The 20,394-nt window shown below is 43.8% G+C and carries 18 protein-coding genes; 5 read left to right on the plus strand and 13 right to left on the minus strand.

Going from position 1 to position 20,394, the window contains the following annotated elements:
• The first annotated feature begins 593 nt into the window (after positions 1 to 593).
• The 3 genes from BLR88_RS04540 to cydS are packed head-to-tail and all read left to right on the plus strand — an operon-like array spanning position 594 to position 3,086.
• Complete coding sequence (locus BLR88_RS04540; protein WP_091260043.1) at positions 594 to 1,955, plus strand: cytochrome ubiquinol oxidase subunit I; 1,362 nt, start codon at positions 594 to 596, stop codon at positions 1,953 to 1,955.
• The gene (locus BLR88_RS04545; RefSeq protein ID WP_057898697.1) at positions 1,952 to 2,965 is read left to right on the plus strand and encodes a cytochrome d ubiquinol oxidase subunit II; all 1,014 of its coding nucleotides are present in this window, start codon (positions 1,952 to 1,954) and stop codon (positions 2,963 to 2,965) included. The genes BLR88_RS04540 and BLR88_RS04545 overlap by 4 nt, the downstream gene beginning before the upstream one ends.
• Positions 2,966 to 2,978: 13 nt before the next feature.
• Complete coding sequence (gene cydS, locus BLR88_RS20515) at positions 2,979 to 3,086, plus strand: cytochrome bd oxidase small subunit CydS (RefSeq protein WP_408863232.1); 108 nt, start codon at positions 2,979 to 2,981, stop codon at positions 3,084 to 3,086.
• 200 nt (positions 3,087 to 3,286) lie between these two features.
• Here cydS and BLR88_RS04550 read toward each other — a convergent pair whose 3' ends face one another.
• The 8 genes from BLR88_RS04550 to BLR88_RS04585 form a co-directional block, all read right to left on the minus strand.
• Positions 3,287 to 3,985, minus strand: a complete 699-nt coding sequence (locus BLR88_RS04550) for a YhfC family intramembrane metalloprotease (protein WP_057898696.1) — start codon at positions 3,983 to 3,985, stop codon at positions 3,287 to 3,289.
• A 3-nt stretch (positions 3,986 to 3,988) separates the two neighbouring features.
• Complete coding sequence (locus BLR88_RS04555) at positions 3,989 to 4,555, minus strand: helix-turn-helix domain-containing protein (RefSeq protein WP_057898695.1); 567 nt, start codon at positions 4,553 to 4,555, stop codon at positions 3,989 to 3,991.
• 294 nt (positions 4,556 to 4,849) lie between these two features.
• Entirely contained in the window at positions 4,850 to 5,572 is a 723-nt protein-coding gene (locus tag BLR88_RS04560; RefSeq protein ID WP_057898694.1) for a glucosaminidase domain-containing protein, read from the minus strand.
• Positions 5,573 to 5,855: 283 nt separating this feature from the next.
• Complete coding sequence (locus BLR88_RS04565; protein ID WP_057898693.1) at positions 5,856 to 6,800, minus strand: NAD-dependent epimerase/dehydratase family protein; 945 nt, start codon at positions 6,798 to 6,800, stop codon at positions 5,856 to 5,858.
• Positions 6,800 to 8,260 (minus strand): glycosyltransferase family 4 protein, encoded by a 1,461-nt coding sequence (locus tag BLR88_RS04570; protein ID WP_236781990.1) that lies wholly within the window; start codon positions 8,258 to 8,260, stop codon positions 6,800 to 6,802. The genes BLR88_RS04565 and BLR88_RS04570 overlap by 1 nt, the downstream gene beginning before the upstream one ends.
• Entirely contained in the window at positions 8,238 to 9,485 is a 1,248-nt protein-coding gene (locus tag BLR88_RS04575) for a glycosyltransferase family 4 protein (RefSeq protein WP_057898692.1), read from the minus strand. The genes BLR88_RS04570 and BLR88_RS04575 overlap by 23 nt, the downstream gene beginning before the upstream one ends.
• A complete protein-coding gene (locus BLR88_RS04580; protein ID WP_091260045.1) occupies positions 9,482 to 10,312 on the minus strand; it encodes a HipA family kinase in 831 nt (276 codons plus the stop codon). The genes BLR88_RS04575 and BLR88_RS04580 overlap by 4 nt, the downstream gene beginning before the upstream one ends.
• Positions 10,313 to 10,441: 129 nt before the next feature.
• The gene (locus BLR88_RS04585) at positions 10,442 to 11,539 is read right to left on the minus strand and encodes a CotS family spore coat protein (RefSeq protein WP_057898690.1); all 1,098 of its coding nucleotides are present in this window, start codon (positions 11,537 to 11,539) and stop codon (positions 10,442 to 10,444) included.
• A 207-nt stretch (positions 11,540 to 11,746) separates the two neighbouring features.
• Here BLR88_RS04585 and BLR88_RS04590 point away from each other — a divergent pair, with 207 nt between their 5' ends.
• Positions 11,747 to 13,054 carry a UDP-glucose dehydrogenase family protein gene (locus BLR88_RS04590; RefSeq protein ID WP_091260047.1) on the plus strand — a complete coding sequence of 436 codons (1,308 nt, stop codon included), beginning with the start codon at positions 11,747 to 11,749 and terminating at the stop codon, positions 13,052 to 13,054.
• A gap of 16 nt (positions 13,055 to 13,070) precedes the next feature.
• On the plus strand, positions 13,071 to 14,105 hold the full coding sequence (locus BLR88_RS04595) for a glucose-1-phosphate thymidylyltransferase (protein WP_091260049.1): 1,035 nt from the start codon (positions 13,071 to 13,073) through the stop codon (positions 14,103 to 14,105).
• Between the two features lie 75 nt (positions 14,106 to 14,180).
• On the opposite strand, the gene BLR88_RS04600 is transcribed toward BLR88_RS04595, so the two are convergent.
• From BLR88_RS04600 to BLR88_RS04620, 5 genes are all read right to left on the minus strand, one after another.
• Entirely contained in the window at positions 14,181 to 15,164 is a 984-nt protein-coding gene (locus BLR88_RS04600; RefSeq protein WP_091260050.1) for a 5-oxoprolinase subunit C family protein, read from the minus strand.
• Positions 15,165 to 16,049 (minus strand): 5-oxoprolinase subunit B family protein, encoded by an 885-nt coding sequence (locus BLR88_RS04605; protein ID WP_091260053.1) that lies wholly within the window; start codon positions 16,047 to 16,049, stop codon positions 15,165 to 15,167.
• Between the two features lie 14 nt (positions 16,050 to 16,063).
• On the minus strand, positions 16,064 to 18,130 hold the full coding sequence (locus tag BLR88_RS04610; RefSeq protein WP_057898685.1) for a sigma 54-interacting transcriptional regulator: 2,067 nt from the start codon (positions 18,128 to 18,130) through the stop codon (positions 16,064 to 16,066).
• Between the two features lie 119 nt (positions 18,131 to 18,249).
• Positions 18,250 to 19,026, minus strand: coding sequence for a LamB/YcsF family protein (locus tag BLR88_RS04615; RefSeq protein WP_082705961.1), 777 nt, complete (start codon positions 19,024 to 19,026; stop codon positions 18,250 to 18,252).
• 26 nt (positions 19,027 to 19,052) lie between these two features.
• Complete coding sequence (locus tag BLR88_RS04620; protein ID WP_057898684.1) at positions 19,053 to 20,393, minus strand: acetyl-CoA carboxylase biotin carboxylase subunit; 1,341 nt, start codon at positions 20,391 to 20,393, stop codon at positions 19,053 to 19,055.
• Position 20,394 lies beyond the last annotated feature (1 nt).

Below are 20,394 nucleotides of genomic sequence, written 5' to 3' on the forward strand. Positions count from 1 at the left end.
GTCAAAAACATTTTGCGTGAACCTTTTCACCATTCGATTCTGCTGCATAAGGAGTGTATCCTTAGTGATTAGTTTCACAATCTCTAAGATACATGCCTGCTCATACGTAACAATCGCTCCCGCATATGGCGAAACGGAAAAGGCTCACAAGGAGACCGGTTACATAAAATCCAACTAGCCCAAGTTTATTATACTCCTGTTGCAAACAGCCAGAAAGTATAACTATACGCAAACCGTATTATGGAGGATTCCATTATGTGCCAAACAGCCCTTCTTAAATATGTAAGCTAATTACTACAATCCCCTATTTAAATAATATATTAGAATAATGCTTACATTGCAAATAGGAGCTTTGAAAAGGAGAAAGCATCATTCACACAATGTCAACATAACTTTTGAAAAGTTGCCATACCTTCCCCGCAATTTTTTCCCGTTTTTTCTGTACAATACAGGTAAACACCCCGGGGCATACAAGGAGGATACCTTATGATTAGAAAACAGGAAAGATATCTACTAATGGTTTCCATAACTGTGGCAATGGTTATGCTCCTGTCGATGCTTGGTCGACTGTTTCGCTAATAAGGGGGATTGTCATGTTTGCATACGATGCAACATTATACAGCCGAATTTTGACCGAGGTGACGTTGGCGTTTCATATTCTGTTTGCCACCATTGGTGTCGGCATTCCATTAATGATTGCGCTGGCCCAATGGATCGGCATTAAACAAAACGATCCGCATTTTATCCTGCTGGCGCGCCGCTGGACAAGGGGTTTCGTCATTACCGTAGCTGTCGGCGTCGTAACCGGAACGGCCATTGGTTTGCAATTGAGCCTGCTGTGGCCGAAATTTATGGAACTGGCAGGTCAGGTGATCAGTTTACCTTTGTTCATGGAAACATTCGCCTTCTTCTTTGAAGCGATTTTTCTTGGCATTTACTTATATACATGGGATCGCTTTAAAAAACCAATGAAGCATTTTCTTTTGCTGATCCCGGTCGCGATCGGCTCCTCGCTGTCTGCCTTTTTCATCACTGTTGTGAATGCATTTATGAACACGCCGCAAGGTTTTGAGCTCAAAAACGGGGTCATTACGAATATTCAACCGCTCGTGGCCATGTTTAATCCAGCAATGCCTACGAAAGTGGCTCACGTACTGGCTTCGGCCTATATGACATCGGCCTTCGTGCTGGCGTCCATTGCGGCCTATCATCTGTTACGCAACAAAAAAACGCATGTGTACCATAAGAAGGCATTGCATTTGACGCTCGTTGCTGGTTTTGTGTTTTCCTTAGCTACAATCGTAGTCGGTGACTTCTCTGGAAAATTTCTGGCCGAATATCAGCCAGAAAAACTAGCGGCTGCCGAATGGCATTTTGAGACAAAACCAGAAGCTCCGCTGATCTTATTCGGTACATTGGATGAGAACAACGAAATCAAAAACGGGATCGAGATTCCGTACGGGTTAAGCATTTTGGCGCATAACCGCCCTTCCGCTGAAGTAACCGGCCTGAATGAATTTCCAGTGGATGAACGCCCCCCGCTCTATATACATTATTTGTTTGACCTAATGGTCGTCATCGGGATTTTGCTGACAATCGTTGCTTTCACCTATCTTGTACTGTGGAAACAAAAACAGAAACGTAGCAACATCAATCTGTATCATAAAGCGCTCATGTTTCTTGTGCTATTGTCGGGCCCGCTTGCGCTCCTGGCCATTGAACTCGGCTGGATTTTTGCTGAAGTAGGACGACAGCCGTGGATTTTGCGCGGGTACATGAAAACAGTAGCTGGCGCAACAACCGCCGATTATGTGGATGTGCTGCTCATCTTCTTTATTATCCTTTATGTTCTACTCGCCATTGCAAGTACATTCATTTTACGGAAAATATTTAAAAACAATCCGGTAGAACATGAACTCAAAACAATGAACGCCTCACAGGAGGTGAACGTATGACGCTCGAATTGGTTGGAATTTCGGTTCTTTGGCTGTTCTTGTTCGGCTATGTCATCATCGGCTCGATCGACTTTGGTGCCGGGTTTTTCAGCACATACAGCGACTGGTCTGGCAAAAAGCATATTATTCACAAAGTCATTCAACGCTACCTATCGCCAGTATGGGAAGTAACAAATGTATTCCTTGTGTTTTTCTTTGTTGGAATCGTGGGCTTTTTCCCGAAAACCGCCTACTATTATGGCACGGCACTGCTGGTTCCGGCCAGCATTTCAATTATGTTGCTTGCCATTCGCGGCTCCTATTATGCGTTCGGCACATACGGGGCCAAAGACAATAAACTCTATACCTTTCTGTATGGTGTAACCGGTATTCTCATTCCCGCCTCATTTACAACCGTACTGACGATATCCGAAGGAGGTTTCATCGAAGTAACAGACCAAAGCGTACGCTTGCTATACAGCAAACTGTTTGCCAGTCCTTATTCGTGGAGTGTGGTATTGTTAGCCATTGTTAGCGTACTGTTTATCTCGGCCAGTTTTTTGACCTATTATGCTCATGCTGCCGGGGACGAAAAAGCAACAGCACTGCTCCGCATCTATACATTGCTCTGGAGTTTGCCATCAATTTTAGCCGCGTTTGTCGTACTATTTACACTCAAGCAGCACAATTCCATGCACTTTGCGCGGATGCTCGACATCGCCTGGGTATTTGTGTTATCCGTTCTGTGTTTCGCGGCCGCAGTGTATCTTTTCTATAAGAAAAAGCGGTACGGCACCGCGTTTGGTCTTGTGACATTACAATACGGGTTTGCTTTCTTCGGCTACGGATTCTCCCATTACCCGTACCTATTGTATCCTTACTTAACCATTTATGATGGATTTACGAATCAAACGATGGCTATCGCGCTCATCGTCGCCTTTATCGCCGGATTGTGCTTGCTTCTGCCTTCTTTATATTTGTTGTTGCGACTGTTTCTGTTCGATAAAAAATACGTCCAAGGTCAACGATAAGGAGGAAGATACGATGCAACAATTTCTGATTACGTATGCGCCCATTCTCGTAGTAGCCCTCTCTGTTATTGGCATGTTTATATGGGGAGCCAAAGGAAAGTTTTTAAAGCATATCAAATAAAACAAAAATCAACTGGCAATCGATCGAACATGATATCTGTTCCCAAATCGAGGGGCTACCCGCTGAACCAATGCAAATAAAGCAGTCCTCAGCAGGATATTCAAATCTGACTTATTTGATTCAGTTAAGCATTAGATTTAACGTAATAAGCCAAGACGACTCCCGCTTCAAGCGTTAGCTAAGCGGTGAGTCGTTCACTATCATCTGAACACAATGAATCCAGATACTAGTAATCCCGTACCTACAATTGCTGCTAATAATTGTGCGAAAATCATGTTTTTACGGGCTATCCAGACAATGGTAAGATTAAACAAGCTATGCACAATAAGAAGAATCAAGGTTAGCAAGGGGATTTTCGCTATAAGCAGGGTCGCTCCAATATGAAAGGCAGTAGCAAAGATCCGTTCAACCACACCCCACCATGGATTTAAATAAAGCGTTCCTTGTGATTCTAAAAACTCTTTTGCCTGAATCGCCTTTTCGTCATTTTGCTGAAGAACATAGATCAAAGCCAATCCATTGATAATGGTAAACAATACTTCAATCGCAGCCCATCCTTGCCCAACTGAGAGAGCCCAAGAAAAAGAAGATCCAGTCAGCAACAAAAGGATCAAACGAACCCCTTCCTCTAAAGGTCCAGAAGATAAACCAATGTAAAGCATGGCTCTCTCTTTAGGCAATCCTTTCATAAGTACAGTGACTGGTCCGCGCAACATAAGCGCAACCACCCAGCCAAGAGCACCCAAACCAAATGCTTTCCAATGAATGTAGCCAAACACATAGTGAAAAAAAATCCCGATTGATAGAGGAACAGCTAGATAAAAAGGGATAACAAAGAGAAACTTGCGAGCAATGTTTTGAAGTGATTGATCAGATAAAGCATTTTCATTTTTAGGCATAAATTAATCCCCTTCTCTATTATCATTTGAAGACGTTTGTTCCGGCTGAGGAATGATGATCGTTGAAAGTGTCCGGGGACGTCGACCCGGGGCAGGATGGTTTTTAAAAAATGGTTCAACAACGGAACGAAGCGCTTTTATCAATTGAGAAAACTCCTCATCATTTACGTACAATGTAGCCTTTCGATAGCTAACCCCATCTGCTTCCAAATCAAACTGTTCCTGCTGAAGATACCTTTGAAAATCAGATTGAAGAGAAGCTAAAAAAGTTAAAAAATATAACATATGCTCATCACGGCTACAGTCTGCTAAGTCATCCTTTGTCAAATTTGCTCCTTGTTCCATCAGTGCATAAACTTTCTCTGTTGTTCCACGCACTTGACGTTGATCGATTACATAAATAATATCTCCTTCAAAAAGCTTATTAAGGTGTCGATACAAGCTAGCCTGCGGGACATCTGGTAACAACTCTATTAATTGCTGAGCCGTTAGATGTCGACCACCGATGAGAGCTTGAACGATACGCAGTCGGATTGGATGAAGGAGTAAGTCTGCCTTTGACTGTTTCATTATTGTTCACCTCTTTTTTATTATTATTAATAATGATAATAAAAATTGACTAGTATTGTCAATCCTTAAAGTAAATCACAATCAGCAGCAACTTCTACACCAAAGCAAGAAAAACAGTCAGACCATTCACCATATAATACCGGATAAAAATCTGATCATTACAAAAAAACACCCAATAGCTATCAAAGATCCTCTTTCGCCTGTTTAACCTCCTACAAAAAAACAGGCGAACCCCCCACCGATATGAGAAAAAAACGATCTTTGATATATTGGGTGTTACTAGAGTTTAATGATTTATTGTATTTCAGACGAAGTCGGTGTTTGGAGCATTTGATAATAAATTCTTAGAATATCTTCTCCATACCCCTTTCCCGGAACAGCCCAGCGACCATTTAAATCTTGCCAGCTTGGCGCTATCCCTCTGGCTACATACTTAAAACGCGGATCTACCAACTTTTCACCTTGGGGAAGGTTTTGTTTTGTAGCATATGCATACAAATGCTGAATATGTGCCAGCACTCCTTGTTCCGGGCTTTGGAATGAGTTTCCCTTATTCGTTTTACTATTCCCAGTGGCACCGATTCCGGCATAATTATACTGGTTGGCCTCAACAATTCCTCCAAATCGATGATATCCCGTCTCTTTTATCATCTGACAAAAGGCGATATCGCCCCGTATACCGTATTTTTTACCAATTTCGAGATACAGCTTAGGCAATTCCGCAGGAAAGCTGGGGTTTACAGCACGAGCGAATGCAAGCATTTGTTCTTCTGTAGCTATTGATTCTCCGATAATCGGCTGTTTCTCTTCCAGTAATTGAGATAAAGGTACAGAAGTGACAGAGTACAAAGACCCTTTATTGCTCTGCGCATATGTAATATGTTTACTAGAAACCGGGAGCATTCCTCCTGTATATACCATACTCGTAGCAACCGCAACAAATACGACTTTTCTTACCATATATTTATTGTACAATCCCTTTCTCTTAACGTATAAAACAGTACGAAAGGTTTGCACTCACATCCTCCTTTTCATTTTTTGCTGAAAATATATGTAACCTATGTAAGAGAATAGAGTCTATTAAATACTCCTATCATTTTTTATTAGACTTCATTTCTTCCATTTAGTTTTGCTTTTTCATTTTTTATTTTTCATTTTTTCGACTCAAAACCAAAGAATAGAGTTAAATGAGAAAAACTCGCGGGCATTGCCGCTCGTCTTCGCCTTTTTCCTATACGTTAAAAAACCTCCTGCTTTGGCGCAGGAGGAAACAGAAACAATGCAACCTAAACTTATTTCTTTAAAGGTTATACAACGTTTTAACGTCCTGAATTTGCAAGTACATTCCTTTTTCCACATCAAACTGCGGATCATACTGTAGCATATTTTTTGCTTTGGTAATATCTGCCCATGTATGTTTCGGATCGCCCGGCTGCTCCGGCAAATATTGTCGTTTGGCCTTCTGTCCCGTTTGCTTTTCAATAATATCAATGATTTCGTTGATCCGCAACCGCGAAATACCTCCAACATTAAATACCTCACCTATATAGGGCGATTGCATGGCTAAAATGTTGGCCGTCACCGCATCCTTAATAAAGGTAAAATCTCGTGACTGCTCTCCGTCGCCAAAAATCGTAACAGGCGCATCTTGCAAAATGGAATAAATCATTTTGTGAAAAGCCATGTCCGGACGTTGTCTTGGGCCAAATACGGTAAAGTACCGAAGCGAAATGACGGGGACGTGAAAATTGCGCGCATACAATTGGCACAAGTGTTCAGCCGCTAGTTTTGTCACGCCGTAAGGGGAAATTGGATGCGGAGTTCGCTGTTCATCCGTAGACCCCATCATCCCCCCGTATACGGAAGACGAAGAGGCGTATATCATTTTTTTAATCGAAGAATGTTTTACTGCTTCTAGCAACAGCTGCGTAGCTAAAACATTGTTCTTCGCATATTTTGCAAAGTGTTCCCCCCAACTCGTGCGCACGCCCGGAATCGCCGCCAAATGGAAAACGTAGTCCACCTTGTCAAGAAGCGATGCAAGCGGAAAGGCGGCAAGATCAACTTCCATAAAGCGAAAGCGGCTAAACTGTTTTAACGACTCCAGATTGCGTTCTTTTATCCAGCGTTCGTAATTAGATGTAAATATGTCGATACCTGTTACATAATATCCGTCCTGTAACAGCGCATAGCAAAGACTTGAGCCGATAAAGCCGCCGCATCCGGTAACCAGTACCTTTCCCATTAGTTTGCCTTCTTTCTAATGACAACTTTTGCTTCCCAAACATCAAGAATTTCATGTGCCACACGGTTCCAACTATAGCGTTCAAGAGCCAAGCGGCGATTTTTGCTTCCCATTTGTTCCATAAGTTTCGGATTGGAAAACAAAGTAGTAATTGCTTCGGCAAATGCTTTTGGGTTTTCCGGCTCGCTGATAATAAGCCCGGTCTCATTGTGAACAACGACTTCTGCGTTTCCGCCACGCGCTGTCGTGATAATCGGCAATCCGGCGGCCATCGCTTCGTAATGGACACGAGCCAGCGGCTCTTCCCACTGGGAAGGACAGACGAATATATCACCGGCCCAGAACCATTTATGAACTTGATCCGCTGGCACAAATCCTGTTGTAACAATCGGAATGGGAGAGCGTGCGGCAAGCGCACGAACGTACGCTACATAGTCGCTAATTTCATCGTCGCTATACCACTTGCTTCCTACCAAAACGAGGGCCACATCTTTGTACCTGTCGGCTACATCGGTCATGGCTCGCACAAGGATGTCCGCACCTTTCTTTGGTGACAGGCGACCCACAAAGAGAATGACTTTTTTGGAGCTGAGTTCATATAGGGTTCTTAGACCTTCCCGCTCTTTTTTTGCCGTACCAGGACTATCCGGAATGTATCGCTTAAGATCCACGCCGGAGTAGATCGTTCGTAATTTATCAGCTGCCTGCGGGTACAATCCGGCAATCGTTCGGCCCACATAGTCGCTGACAGTGATAATACGATCTACTTCCTCAATCGCTGTCTCTGCTTCGGAAGAACTAATTTTCTCCGGAAGAAACATGTCATTGTGCATGCTTAGCACAATACGTGCGTGCGGAGCCACTTTGCGCACAGGAGCGACCAAGCGAGGGCGATTGAAAATATGAATCAAATCAAAAGTATGCTGACTCAGGTAAGAAACGACTTCTTCCATATAAATATCAAATACTTTACCAGGAACCCGTACATAGTTTACATTCCCAATTTTCTGCTGTGTGGGAAGCTCCGGATCAGCAATACCAAGGATGGTAACATGATGATGTTCACCGAGTATGGGAGCAACCCCATCAATGTACGTTTGAATGGCTCCGCCGCGCACAGGCGGAACCGGAAGTTTTTCCGTACAAATCATCAAAATTCTGGCCGGTTTAGGCAATTCGTATATTTCAGGAGAAAGCAGTATGGTATCACCCGATTCGGTAACTTCTTGTGTCTCCAATATTTGTACTGTTTCATCACTTTCAGTGATTTCGATTTTCCCTACATCTTTTGGACGCGGCCGCTTCCATACCGTACCCTGTTTGACCCTCAATTGTTTTATGTTCGTATTGGCCTTTTTCAGCACAGGAAATGACCAGGATACTTTCTTTGGCGTATTCACAGAAACCACGAACTGTTTCACGCGTCTGTCCGATGCCTCATTTTTTCGGCTGTAGCTCAAAACGTTTTCCTCCTTTATGCTTTTTCTGCAATGCCTTTTCATAAACGGCAAGCGTACGCTTCATCATCATCTCCAGAGACCATTGTTTCTGTCCCCATTCTTTCGCGTTATCTGCGATTTGATGGCGCAACGTTTCTTCTTCCATCACTCTTTTTAAGTTAAGGTATAAAGGCTCTTCTTGGCCGGGAGGTGAAAGAAGGCCCGTTATTTCGTGCTGCACCATTTCCGTGATACCACCAACTGCGGATGCTACAATGGGCTTTCCTGCCACTTGTGCCTCCATGACAGAATAAGGGCAATTCTCTTGTAGAGAGGGAAGGGTGCAGATATCCACCTTTTTCAGCAAGGCGGCGACATCATTACGGGCACCTAAAAACATGACATGCTCTTCCAACTGCAAATCTTGACTCTGGCGCTCTAAGTCTTTCTGTAAACTGCCAGCTCCGATAATCCAACATACCCAATCCGTTCTTTCGTTTTTTAGTCTAGCAAGTGCCTCAAGTAGGTGATGGTGACCTTTTAGTTTATGAAGCCGGGCAACACAAGCGATTATTTTTTTATCCAAAGGCGACACAAATTCGTCAGCGCTTTCCATCTCTTTTAGGAACCGCTCAATGTCCATTCCATTTGGAATCACTTTCATATAATGGGAAGGTACGTTGAACTGTTGAACAAGGAGATTTTTCATCCATTGCGAAGGAACAATCGTCACGTCGCTTGCTGTAACTCCGTAATATTCAAGCAGTGAGCTATATGTCCAATGAGGGGAATCTTTCGATGAGATAACTCCATTCTCTAGTATCTCCACCGTATAGCATCCGTGAATGGTTGCAATCAAAGGGGTTTCCTTTCGCTTCACCCGTGCAATTGCCATAGTAGAAATAATGTCTTGTGTATGGATGATGTCATACTCTGTTACCCCAAGATGAAGCGCGGCTGCTTCGTAAATGCACCGCTGTAGTTCCATATCTGCAATCTTTGGATCAGATAGTGAATCAACCTGGTAATAAGCCGGTGAAAAAACAGGAGAAACCTGTGTTTTAGCTTTTTTAATGTCAAAGTCATTCGTCTGGTGGAACATATAGTAGCTTCGCTTTTCTGGATGATGAGCGAATACATCGACATCATGCCCCATTCGTTCCAAATATTGCTTTAGTTGCTGAACGTATGTCCATAATCCTCCTATACTAGGAAGGGCAAAAAATGAGGCTAATAAAATCTTCATTTTTTCCTCCTTTCCGGCCGGATTTCATTGTGTTCAAAGAAGTCGACTGCTGAACTCCATATAAGGAAATACGGCTTTAATTGCTCGATGGCCTCGCGCACGTGCGATTGCCGCTGGATTAAGTGTTCAGTTAACACATGCAATTCATCCTGGGAAACTTCCCACTCCTCAGGTATATCGATGACTGCTTCTTCGATTTGTGTTCTGCTTAATGATTCAAGCAAGGCAAGCGCCTCATCAAACGGGCGGGGACCATCAATGAAGGGCACGAATCTTTCATACACTTCGCCCCAATATGCTTCAATATGACAGCTGTTTTGCCTTAGTATGTCACTGGTCCATCCAGCACCGTAGAAGCAACTTCCGTGATCAATCAGACGCAGGGTCCATACATCTTCCCGAGTAACAATGAAATTGGCGCTGCTCCCGGCCCGGTCATTGTTATTAATCCAATAATCAAATACAATGATTAATGGCACTTGACAAAGATTTGCACACTTAGAGATAGAGTCATTCGTAGCGTGTATTGCGTTTGGGTAAAAGACGCTGCCGAAGTGCGGTCCGGGCGTCAGGTGAAAAGGAGAAAGGTCAGGCGTTGTGACGATGAGTTGTTCCGGAATATAAATGATTTTTCCCTCAACAACAGGAAGATGTAAAAGCTTTCCCAAGCGATACGCGATCAGCTCATTCGGCAAAATCCGGATTCCTTGGGGATTGGACATGAACTTAATTACATACTGATTCCCGTCATCGCATTCAAATAACTGCGGCCGACAAAATCCGGTACGCATCGGCCTTATATAACGAGCCGCTGTTATTGTTGTCACAGTAGATGCCTCCTATATAGAACATCTCATATCTTCATCGCCTTTATATCCCCTTCTTTTGATGCTCGCGGCATGTAGGCTGTGATTCATCGTTGCTCTCAATCCATAAGGCGTGCCTGCCGGTTCACTTCATAAGGAAGAAGTAAATGTCCAATTGTTGCTTAGTTCTTGCAGGGCAGGCCATTTCGTTGCATCCGATGCTTCCAGCCGCTGCAGAAGGCTACTTAATTCATCATTTAGAAACGTTGTTGGACTGTATACCATTTCTTTAACATGCTTATAAAATTCATTCGGTAGTGACATATCAATAATCAGCACTTGATACAACTCAGGTTCAATAGGATTTGCTTCATGGTATGCTTCAATCATGCCCCGCATCCATGTCACATCCCAGTTCCCCATATCATCCATGGTACTTGTGATTAACTTGCGTAAATCGCGGATGGGTAAATCATATGCGACTCCATCCAAATCGATAATCCAGATGCCACCCGGCCCTTGCTGTCCGTTGGACCAACCGTAATCTTGATGGGCAATGCCCCAATACTCTTCACCTCTGGCTACTAGATCGGCATAAGGAGAACGATTTAATTTTTCAAACGCTTCGCGCGCCTGTTGCTCATACACATCGACCATAGAAAGGATATGCTTGCTGGCGGACATATCGGAATAAGTAGTAGCCAATACTCTAAACCACCCGATTTTCGTAATAATTTTTTGATACAATTTTGGATAGCGATAAAGACGAGTTGCACGCTGCGCACCTTTTGGCGGCACATAACCTCGCGAATGACGATGAAATTCACCAAGCCCGTAACAAAGTACTTTCGCCCCTTCCAAATCAATTTTGCTGGCTTGTGTTAATGGTTCGATCCATTCTGTGACAATCCAGAGCTTTCCGCCGCGTTCCACATAGTTCTGGCCTTCCTTCGTCTGAATTAGCTTTGGCACTCGTGCCCCCTGCCCTACTAGATATTCCTGTGCGCCAATGCTGAAAAGGCTGCGCTGCGGAGAACGATGTAACACTTTTAAGCTGCGCGGCCCTTTATCCGTTTCAATTCGCCAGATTGCTCCTCCTTTATCTGGCTTAGATGTAATAAGTGTCATGCCTGTTACTTCCATTTCATAATGTGTAGCCACTTGTTTTGCCATATCTTCGATTTCTGGAGGTACGGTGGCCAAGTCTTCCTCTACGGTTCCCCATGGCTGAATGAGATAATCCGTCATTTCTTTCCTCCTTCTTTGGCTTAAAATGTCTATGACAAGATATGCTAAGACAAGGATTATAGTATAGGCTGACGTCTTAAATTTCAAAAATTTATCTTGTGAATGCGAAAACTAGGCGCTGAAATATAGGTGTTTCACCGTTTCACTCGTCCTGCTTGCTTCGTAAGCTGTATAAATCATAAAGAGATAAGGAGCGAGGTGAGCCTTATGAAAGTGGCGGTCATTGGATGTGGATATGTAGGGACTTCAACGAGCATTGCTTTTGCTATGTATGATCATACGGTTGTTGCTATCGATAATGATATGGGAAAAATAAAGAAGTTAAAGCAAGCGGTTCTGCCTTTTTATGAAGCAGGCATGGAAGAGACGCTACAAAAACTTGTAAAAGACGGAACCCTTTCTTTTACAACCGATATGAAAGAAGCAATCACACAATGCGATGTTTTATTCATTGCTGTGGGTACCCCCTCTTCGTCAGATGGCTCAGCAGATTTATCGCATGTGGAAGAAGTAGCACAGCAAATTGGAAAAACAATGGAAAGTTACAAAGTAGTTGTAATCAAAAGTACCGTACCGATAGGTACATGTGACAAAATAAAAAAAATCATTAAAAATGAGCTGGAAAAAAGGCGTCTGGCTCTCTCTTTCGATCTAGTTTCCAACCCTGAATTTCTGCGGGAGGGAAAAGCGTTATATGATGCGCTGCATCCGGAAAGAATTGTTATCGGTTGTGACACAAAGAAAGCGCAGAAAATCATGCAAGAATTGTATAAAGATATAAAGACGAACATACTCTTTGTTAGCAACAAAGATGCGGAAATGATTAAGTACGCCTCCAATGCATTTCTGGCAACTAAGATTTCATTTATCAATGAATTAGCGCGGATATGCGAAAAAATAGGCGCAAATATTATCCAAGTAGCAAAAGGCATGGGAATGGACAGTCGGATTGGGTTCCAATTTCTCCAGGCAGGAATCGGATATGGTGGCTCTTGCTTCCCGAAGGATATAAAGGCTTTGCTTACCTTAGCCTCCGAAAACGGAAATCCTCTGCATATTTTACAAGCTGTAGCTTCCGTTAATCAAACACAAACAGATTGGTTTATGGAGAAAGTACAAAAAGCAATAGGCCCACTCTCCGGAAAACGGATCGCTGTCCTGGGTCTTACGTTCAAACCAGAAACCGACGACATTCGTGAAGCGCCTTCTTTGAAAATCATTGATTATCTTATAAAGGAAAAAGCTTTCATTACGGCTTATGATCCAAAAGGTGTCGAACACGTCAAAAAATTGTATCCCGCGATTCACTACACGTTTACTCCACTGGAGGCGCTACAAAAAGCGGACGCTGCTTTGCTCGTAACGGAATGGAAAGAAATCGTGAATATAGATTGGCAAAACGCTAAACATATCATGTCTCAACCGTTTGTGTTCGATGGAAGAAATGCGCTTAATTCCTCGGAAATGTTAACATTCGGCTACCATTATGTAGGGGTAGGCACACCCCATGCTTAATTAAAAGGAGAAATATATGAAAGGCGTTATTTTATGTGCAGGCAAGGGGACGCGCATGCAGCCATTTTCTTCTACGGTTCCAAAAACTCTTTTGCCCATTTTAAATCAGCCTATTCTTTATCATTGTATAAATAAAATGAAAGAGGTAGGAATCCGGGAAATCGGAATCGTGATCCATCCTCGGCAAAAAATGATTATTGATTATGTTTCCGCATACAAAGGAGAGGTAACGATAAAGTACATGTACCAAGCGAAACCGTTGGGCATTGCGCATGCGCTTATTCAGGTGCAATCGTTTGTTGGTGATGATTCTTTCGTACTGATGTTAGGAGATAATTTAATTATGGAACCTCTGCACACATTAATACAAGCGTATCAAGGACATAAAGGCTCTATTCTTCTCTCCCAAGTAGAAAATGCGAGCGATTACGGAATTGCTGAGATTAAGAATGAACGTATTATAAAGGTAGAAGAAAAACCTGAGAAGCCGAAAAGCAATCTTGCGATTATCGGTACTTATATGCTTGATTCTTCTATTTTCGAAGCAATTCAACATATTACGCCTTCAAAAAGAGGAGAGTATGAAATTACTGATGCAATTCAGTGGATGATCGAGCAAGGGTACTCTATTTCTTATTCGATTACTGAAAAACCATATACAGATGTCGGCACAATTGAAAGATGGCTGGATGCCAATCAATGGACGTTAACAGAACAACTCGGGCACAAAGTACAAGTAGGAAAAAATACCACCCTGGAAAATTGTATTTTGCAAGGACCTGTTCTTATTGGAAATAATTGTACAATTAAAAATGCCGTTATTGGACCGTATGTTTCCATTCAAGATGACTCCATGCTTACAGATTGCATGGTAGAAAATAGCATCTGTCTTCAAAACACGAAAATTGCGAATGTACAGTCGCTAATTTGCCGCAGCATTTTTGGACAAAAAACCATCGTACAGGGAATCCCCAATGAAACAGAACATGTACATTTTATCATAGGAGATCATTCACAGATCTCCATTCTTACCAAACCAAATGAACGATAACTTGTGTTTGATCATATGCTGCTGAAACCGAGGCCATGTCGTAATATTGTTCACTGCATGGCCTGCTTCTGTGATCTATCCGTGTTCCTTCAAAAGCTCGGCCAATCTCGTCAGCTTTTTCTTTCTCTCGAGCCGCACCTGCATGGCCTGATCTACGGTAATAGCCAAAAAACGGCACTTCGACATTGGCCTGGATTGAGCAACAATGTCCAAATCCGTGCTGATTACGGTGCCGATTGTGACAAATCCCCCACCCGACGTGGCATCGTTGAGTAAAATAATCAACTCCTCTTCGTTTGGAACCATAAGCGCCCCGATCGGATAGGCAAAATCGACGACATTTGAGAAACCATCACCGGCTCCGAACGGGGGCTCATGCTCCTTGAAAGCGATTTTCGCTCCGGTATAGCGATATGCCACCTGATTCGATTCCGTCGATACTGTCCATTCCGAGTTCAAAAAGGCTCTGATTCCCTCATCGCTCACCCGGTGTCCGGACAACCCCATAACCACACGAAGGTCTTGAAAATTCTTGTATTCAGGAATAAATTCAGAAGGGAGCCGTTTTCCGACCTGTTTAAAGGCTCCTGGGAGCGGTTCGCCGATCTCCAATTCATCTCCAACATCCAATTTTCTCCCTTGAAAACCTCCAAGCCTGCTCAGGGTATAAGTAGAACGACTTCCAAGAACCTCTGGAACTTGAATCCCTCCAGAAACACAAAGATAGCTTTTTACCCCTTGTTTACAAAACTTGAAAGAAAGAATATCTCCCTCGTTTACTTGAACGGGTTCCCATAGGGGAATCGGCTGCTGGTTAAGATACGCCTCCATCGGAGCTCCCGTTATAGCAATGACCGTTTTTTTCAAAAACTCAACCTTTGGGCCAAGCAAGGTCATCTCCAGCCCGGCAAATTCCAACGGATTACCAAGCAGCAAGTTACCCACCATAAAAGAGTACTTGTCTGCGGCTCCTGAAGGAGGAAGCCCAAAATGATAATAACCTTGGCGTCCTATGTCCTGTACAGTGGTCCATAAACCGGGTTCCAATATGCGTAGCATTCAGAATCCCTCCATCAATTCCCGAATATATACCTTCCCCTTTGTCACATATTCCTGCGGCGAAAACTCGATGTATTTCATTCGATAGCGATACGTTCCCTGCTTCACTTCCTCTACGATCCGGCTATATTCCCGCTCATCAACGGAGCGATACTTCCAAATATCTCCCGGTCGCGCCAAAAAATAAGTATCCTCCAAATCTACCAGACGTTTTTCATTATCGTAGACAGGAACTGCTGATATGCCGATTAACTGATAGCTCCCCGGGCCATTGACAGGATAAACTACAGTAAAAGCTCCGCCAACTCCTACAGCTTGTCTGGGAGTGTCCGTTCGAGGACTTAGATATTTCGGAACCTGAATAATTTCTTGCGGATGCAAACCCAGTGGAAACCCCCAAGCCGTCCCAGGCAGAAAGCCAACCATCGTAATTAAATAGGGCATGCGTGTATGCGCCTCGATAAACGCTTCTTTTTCTCTGAATCCGTTTACCTTCATAGCAAACTCGAAATTAGAAATATCAGGTTCTTGATGACGGCTTTTAAACCGCCTAGAATATTCCCGCGTAATCGGATCATCATACCAGACAGGGATTTCTACCATACGAACCGATAAATTCAACTCTGCCGGATTGCTTTTCGTAATATCGATGTCCTTCAAATAATCAAGCAAATCCCTAGCTGGTATAATCTCCGGATTATAACGGACCAAATACGAAGCGTTGGAAGGAACGATTTCGATAATACCCGGGATATTGCGCTTCCTTAATTCATTGACGATAGCCAATGCTTTAAAATTGCTTTCTGCGCTCATATCACGGGAAATTTCCGCGTAAATGTATTCATCTCCACCAAAATCAAACCGCGTTTCCGGCAATGTAAACAAATGGCTACCTCCCTTTATTTAAACAACTTATTCATTCGTCTGCTAATGGTGGCCGGACTTACTCCCAGCACTTCCGATACTTTAGCCGCTGTTCCATATTTCTTGAGCCCAAGCTGAATCAATTGACTTTCCAGTTCGGCTACGGCCTCCTTAAGCGGCATCAGCTCAAACACCATCGTTTTCTTGCGCTTCCCCCCTGCTTCACCGTACAGCACCCTCAGTACATCTTCACGCTGGATGAATTCCTCGCGGCTCGTTACAATCAACCGTTCAACAATATTCTGCAACTCCCTAACATTCCCCGGCCAATCATAGTTTTCCAACACTTCAAGCGCCCCCGGAGAAAATCCTTTTTCCATCTGGTACGTTCGGTTAAACTGTTGAGAGAAATAAAGAACCAGGGAAAAAATATCTTCCGTACGTTCCCTTAAGGGAGGAATATGAATCGGAATAACATTCAGCCGATAGTAAAGATCTTCTCGAAATTCCCCCTGCTCCATCATATCCTTTATATTTTTGTTGGTTGCCGCAATCACCCTGACATCCACAGGAATGGTCTGTACACCGCCTATCCGTGTCACTTCCTTCTCCTGCAGAACCCGAAGCAACTTGACCTGCATGTTTAATGATAACTCGCTGATTTCATCAAGGAAAATCGTCCCCCGATGGGCCATTTCGAAAAGACCTGGCTTTCCTTTCTGATCCGCGCCGGTAAAGGCTCCCTTCTCATAACCAAACAATTCGCTCTCGATCAGATTCTCAGGAATCGCCCCACAATTAACCCGAATGAGGGGATAATCCTTGCGGCGACTCGCTGCGTGAAGGGTACGGGCAAACACTTCTTTCCCCACCCCTGATTCTCCCTCGAGCAGAACGGTGGAGTCGACCTGAGCGATCCGCTTCACTTCCTCGACTAAGTCCTCCATAATACGAGAGCGATAAATTAAAGGTTTATCAGCACTGTATCGGTTCATCAGCTGGTCCAATTCCTGTTTGTATGTATTCGATTTCTTAGTAACTCGCTTCAATTCCTCTTGCAGTTGATTCGTTTTCGTAATATCGCGCGAAAGAACGACGACTTTTTCCAGTTTCCCTTCATGATAAACAGGAGTTGCGACAGACCAAACTTTCCGTCCATGAACAGTGTCCTGAATCATGGTTAGCTTCTTTTTTTTCTTTATGCATAGATCGACGATATTAGGCCGGAATACTCCCTTGCGTTCGAATTCAGCAACATTTCTACCAATGACCTTCTCAGGCTGATCCAAACCCCAAAACTCCTGCAAAAATGTACCTGCCAACCGAATCACTTCACCTTTTGGATTGACGACAAGAATTTGCTCATGGGAGGAAGAATAAACCGCCTGCAAATCAGAGTACAAATTACGCACAAATTCCAATTCTTGAACAGCTTCCTCAAACGCTTCACGAAGAAAAAAAACATGTACCAAACCTGTAATCCGACCGTCGATTCGGAGCGGAGAGAAATTCCCGCTGATTTGCTTGAAGTTAATTGAACTGTTCACGCTGATAAATGTCTCTCCTTGAATCACTCGATCCAAATCCTTATCCATAGTAAGTAGCGTTTTGTAATTACGAGACAAAAGAAACGAGCGAGACAGCCCCAGAATATTCTCTGCTGTTTCATTAATGAATTCAATTTCAAAACGAGTGTTTGTTCTGATGATTCCTACCCCGGCCCCGTCTAAAATTTGATTCATGTGTCTAAGTTGCAGTTCATTCATCTGGTGGCGCGCTTGCTGCACCAAACTGTAACCGATGATTTCTCCACCCGGATTTACCCCTAGTACAACAGAAATATTGTGATAGTACTCAACAGGGTGCATGTAAGGAACTTTGAGAATATCTTTTCGATACTGGATGGGTTGCTGAAGGTCTGGTGTATGTCGCAATTGTTCCAACAGAGAATCCGTATGGATGAAGCCAACAATATTTCCCTTATCCATGACAAAAGCAATATCGGCTCCCCGCTCGTGCATTTCACGCAGAACATCCTGAATCGTACTTTCCCGGTTCACCACCGCCGAAATCGGCCGCAGAATTTGTTTCCAGGTAATCACGTCATACACCTCCTACTAACAAACGAAATCATTTCCTCTAAATTATAACAAATAATCTTTCAAAATTGAAATTAATTTCATAAATGAAATTATATTAGAAATAAATAGGCTGTTGATCATCAACAGCCCACATTCAAAACTTCTCTAATAGGAGCAATCTGAACCCCGTTTTCACGAAGAGCCTCTACAATGGTTTTGGCCAGTTGTGAGGCTCCTGGCGTGTCCCCATGAATGCAGATCGTATCCGCTTGAATGGCTATCTCTTCACCATCATGTGTCATAACTTTTCCTTCTTTGACCATCCTAACCACACGCTGGGCCATCTCATGATAATCCTTAATCTGTGACCCTTTTCTCGTTAAAATAATCGAACCGGTCGTCGTATGCTCGCGATCTGCATAAGCTTCCCGTGCGACCGGAATCCCCATTTTTTTTGCTTCCTCTAGTACAGCGGAATTGTTCAAGGCAAAGATAACGGTTTGCGGATCAACTTCCGCAATCGCTTCTAGAATCGCCCGGGCCAGCGCCTTATCTTCCATAGCTTTCATATATAATGCGCCATGGGGTTTACAATGCTGAATTTTTATGTTTGCCGCCACGGCAAATTCGCGCAGGGCTCCTAATTGATAGGTAACATAATCCTTAACTTCTGCCGCTGTACATGTCATATAGCGGCGACCAAACCCTAGCAAATCCGGAAAAGCAGGATGCGCCCCGATGCCGACTCCGTATCGTTTGGCCAGCTCCACCGTTTTCCGCATTACATGCGGATCCCCTCCATGAAAGCCACAGGCAATATTGGCGGATGTAATGTACTGCATCATTTCTTCATCATTACCCAACTCATACAAACCGAAACTTTCTCCCATATCACAATTCAAATCCACTTTATGCAACTCGTACCACCTCTTTTCAGGAATAGTCAGACAAGCAATTTCTCAAGGAAACGTGTCGTATAATGTCCGTCCCGGAAATCTTTGTCCTGAACAATCTTTTGAAGCAGGGAAACGTTCGTCGTCAGACCTTCCACCGCGATTTGTTCCAGGGCCTTTTCCATCTTGTGGATGGCATCGGAACGATCGCGTCCATGCGTAATGATTTTCCCAATCATCGGGTCATAAAATGGTGTGACTGTACTGCCTTCGATCACGCCAAAGTCCAGGCGCACCTCCTCCTTCGGCAAAGCTAACCGCTTCAAAACGCCCGGCGAAGGAAAGAAAGTTTTCGGGTCCTCGGCATATAGTCTGCATTCGATAGCATGACCTGTTTTTCGGATTTCTTCTTGCTGAAATGGCAACTTTTCTTTGGCAGCAAGACGGATTTGCAATTCTACCAAATCAAGACCGGTGATTTCCTCCGTCACCGGATGCTCAACTTGCAGGCGTGTATTCATCTCCAAGAAGTAAAAATTTCGATTTTCATCGAAAATGAATTCCATCGTCCCCACATTGGAATATCCAATGTGTCTTGCTCCCCGCAAGGCGGTCTCTAACAGCTTAGCTCTGGTTTCTTCATCCAGAAAAGGAGACGGGCTTTCTTCAACGACTTTCTGGTTTCTTCGCTGTACCGAGCATTCCCGCTCAAATAAGTGTACCGCATGGCCATAGGCATCACAGGCCACCTGTACTTCAATATGACGTGGGCCAGAAATCCATTTCTCCAAAAATAAGGTCCCATCACCGAAATACGACTGAGCCCGTTGCATGGTAGACGCAAACGCTTTTTGCAGTTCATCGGGATTATGGATCACCTGCATCCCAATCCCTCCACCACCAGCGCTCGCTTTTAGCATAAGCGGGTACCCTAACTGGTCGGCGATAGACAACGCTTCTGTAACAGAATCAATTTTTCCATCCCATCCAGGAACCACTGGCACCCCCGCCTGCTGCATCTGACGGCGCGCCTCAATCTTACTGCCCATCAACTCGATCGTCCTAGCATCCGGACCGATGAACACAATTCCCTCTTCTTCACAGCGACGAACAAAACGCGGGTTTTCCGACAGAAACCCGTATCCGGGATGAATCGCGTTTGCCTCTGTTTCTTTGGCAACCTGGATCACCTTCTCAATGTCCAGATAGCTCTTTTTGACCTGAGCTGGACCGATGCAAACAGCCTCATCCGCCTCCTCGACAAAAGGCGCGTCCATATCCGCTTCTGAATAAACAGCTACAGTTCGAATCTTCAACCGCTTACAGGTTCGGATAATCCGTCTGGCAATCTCTCCTCTGTTGGCAATTAAAATTTTGTCAAAATAACTCATA

This window comes from Aneurinibacillus thermoaerophilus (assembly GCF_900099925.1).
In the GTDB taxonomy this organism is placed as follows: domain Bacteria; phylum Bacillota; class Bacilli; order Aneurinibacillales; family Aneurinibacillaceae; genus Aneurinibacillus; species Aneurinibacillus thermoaerophilus.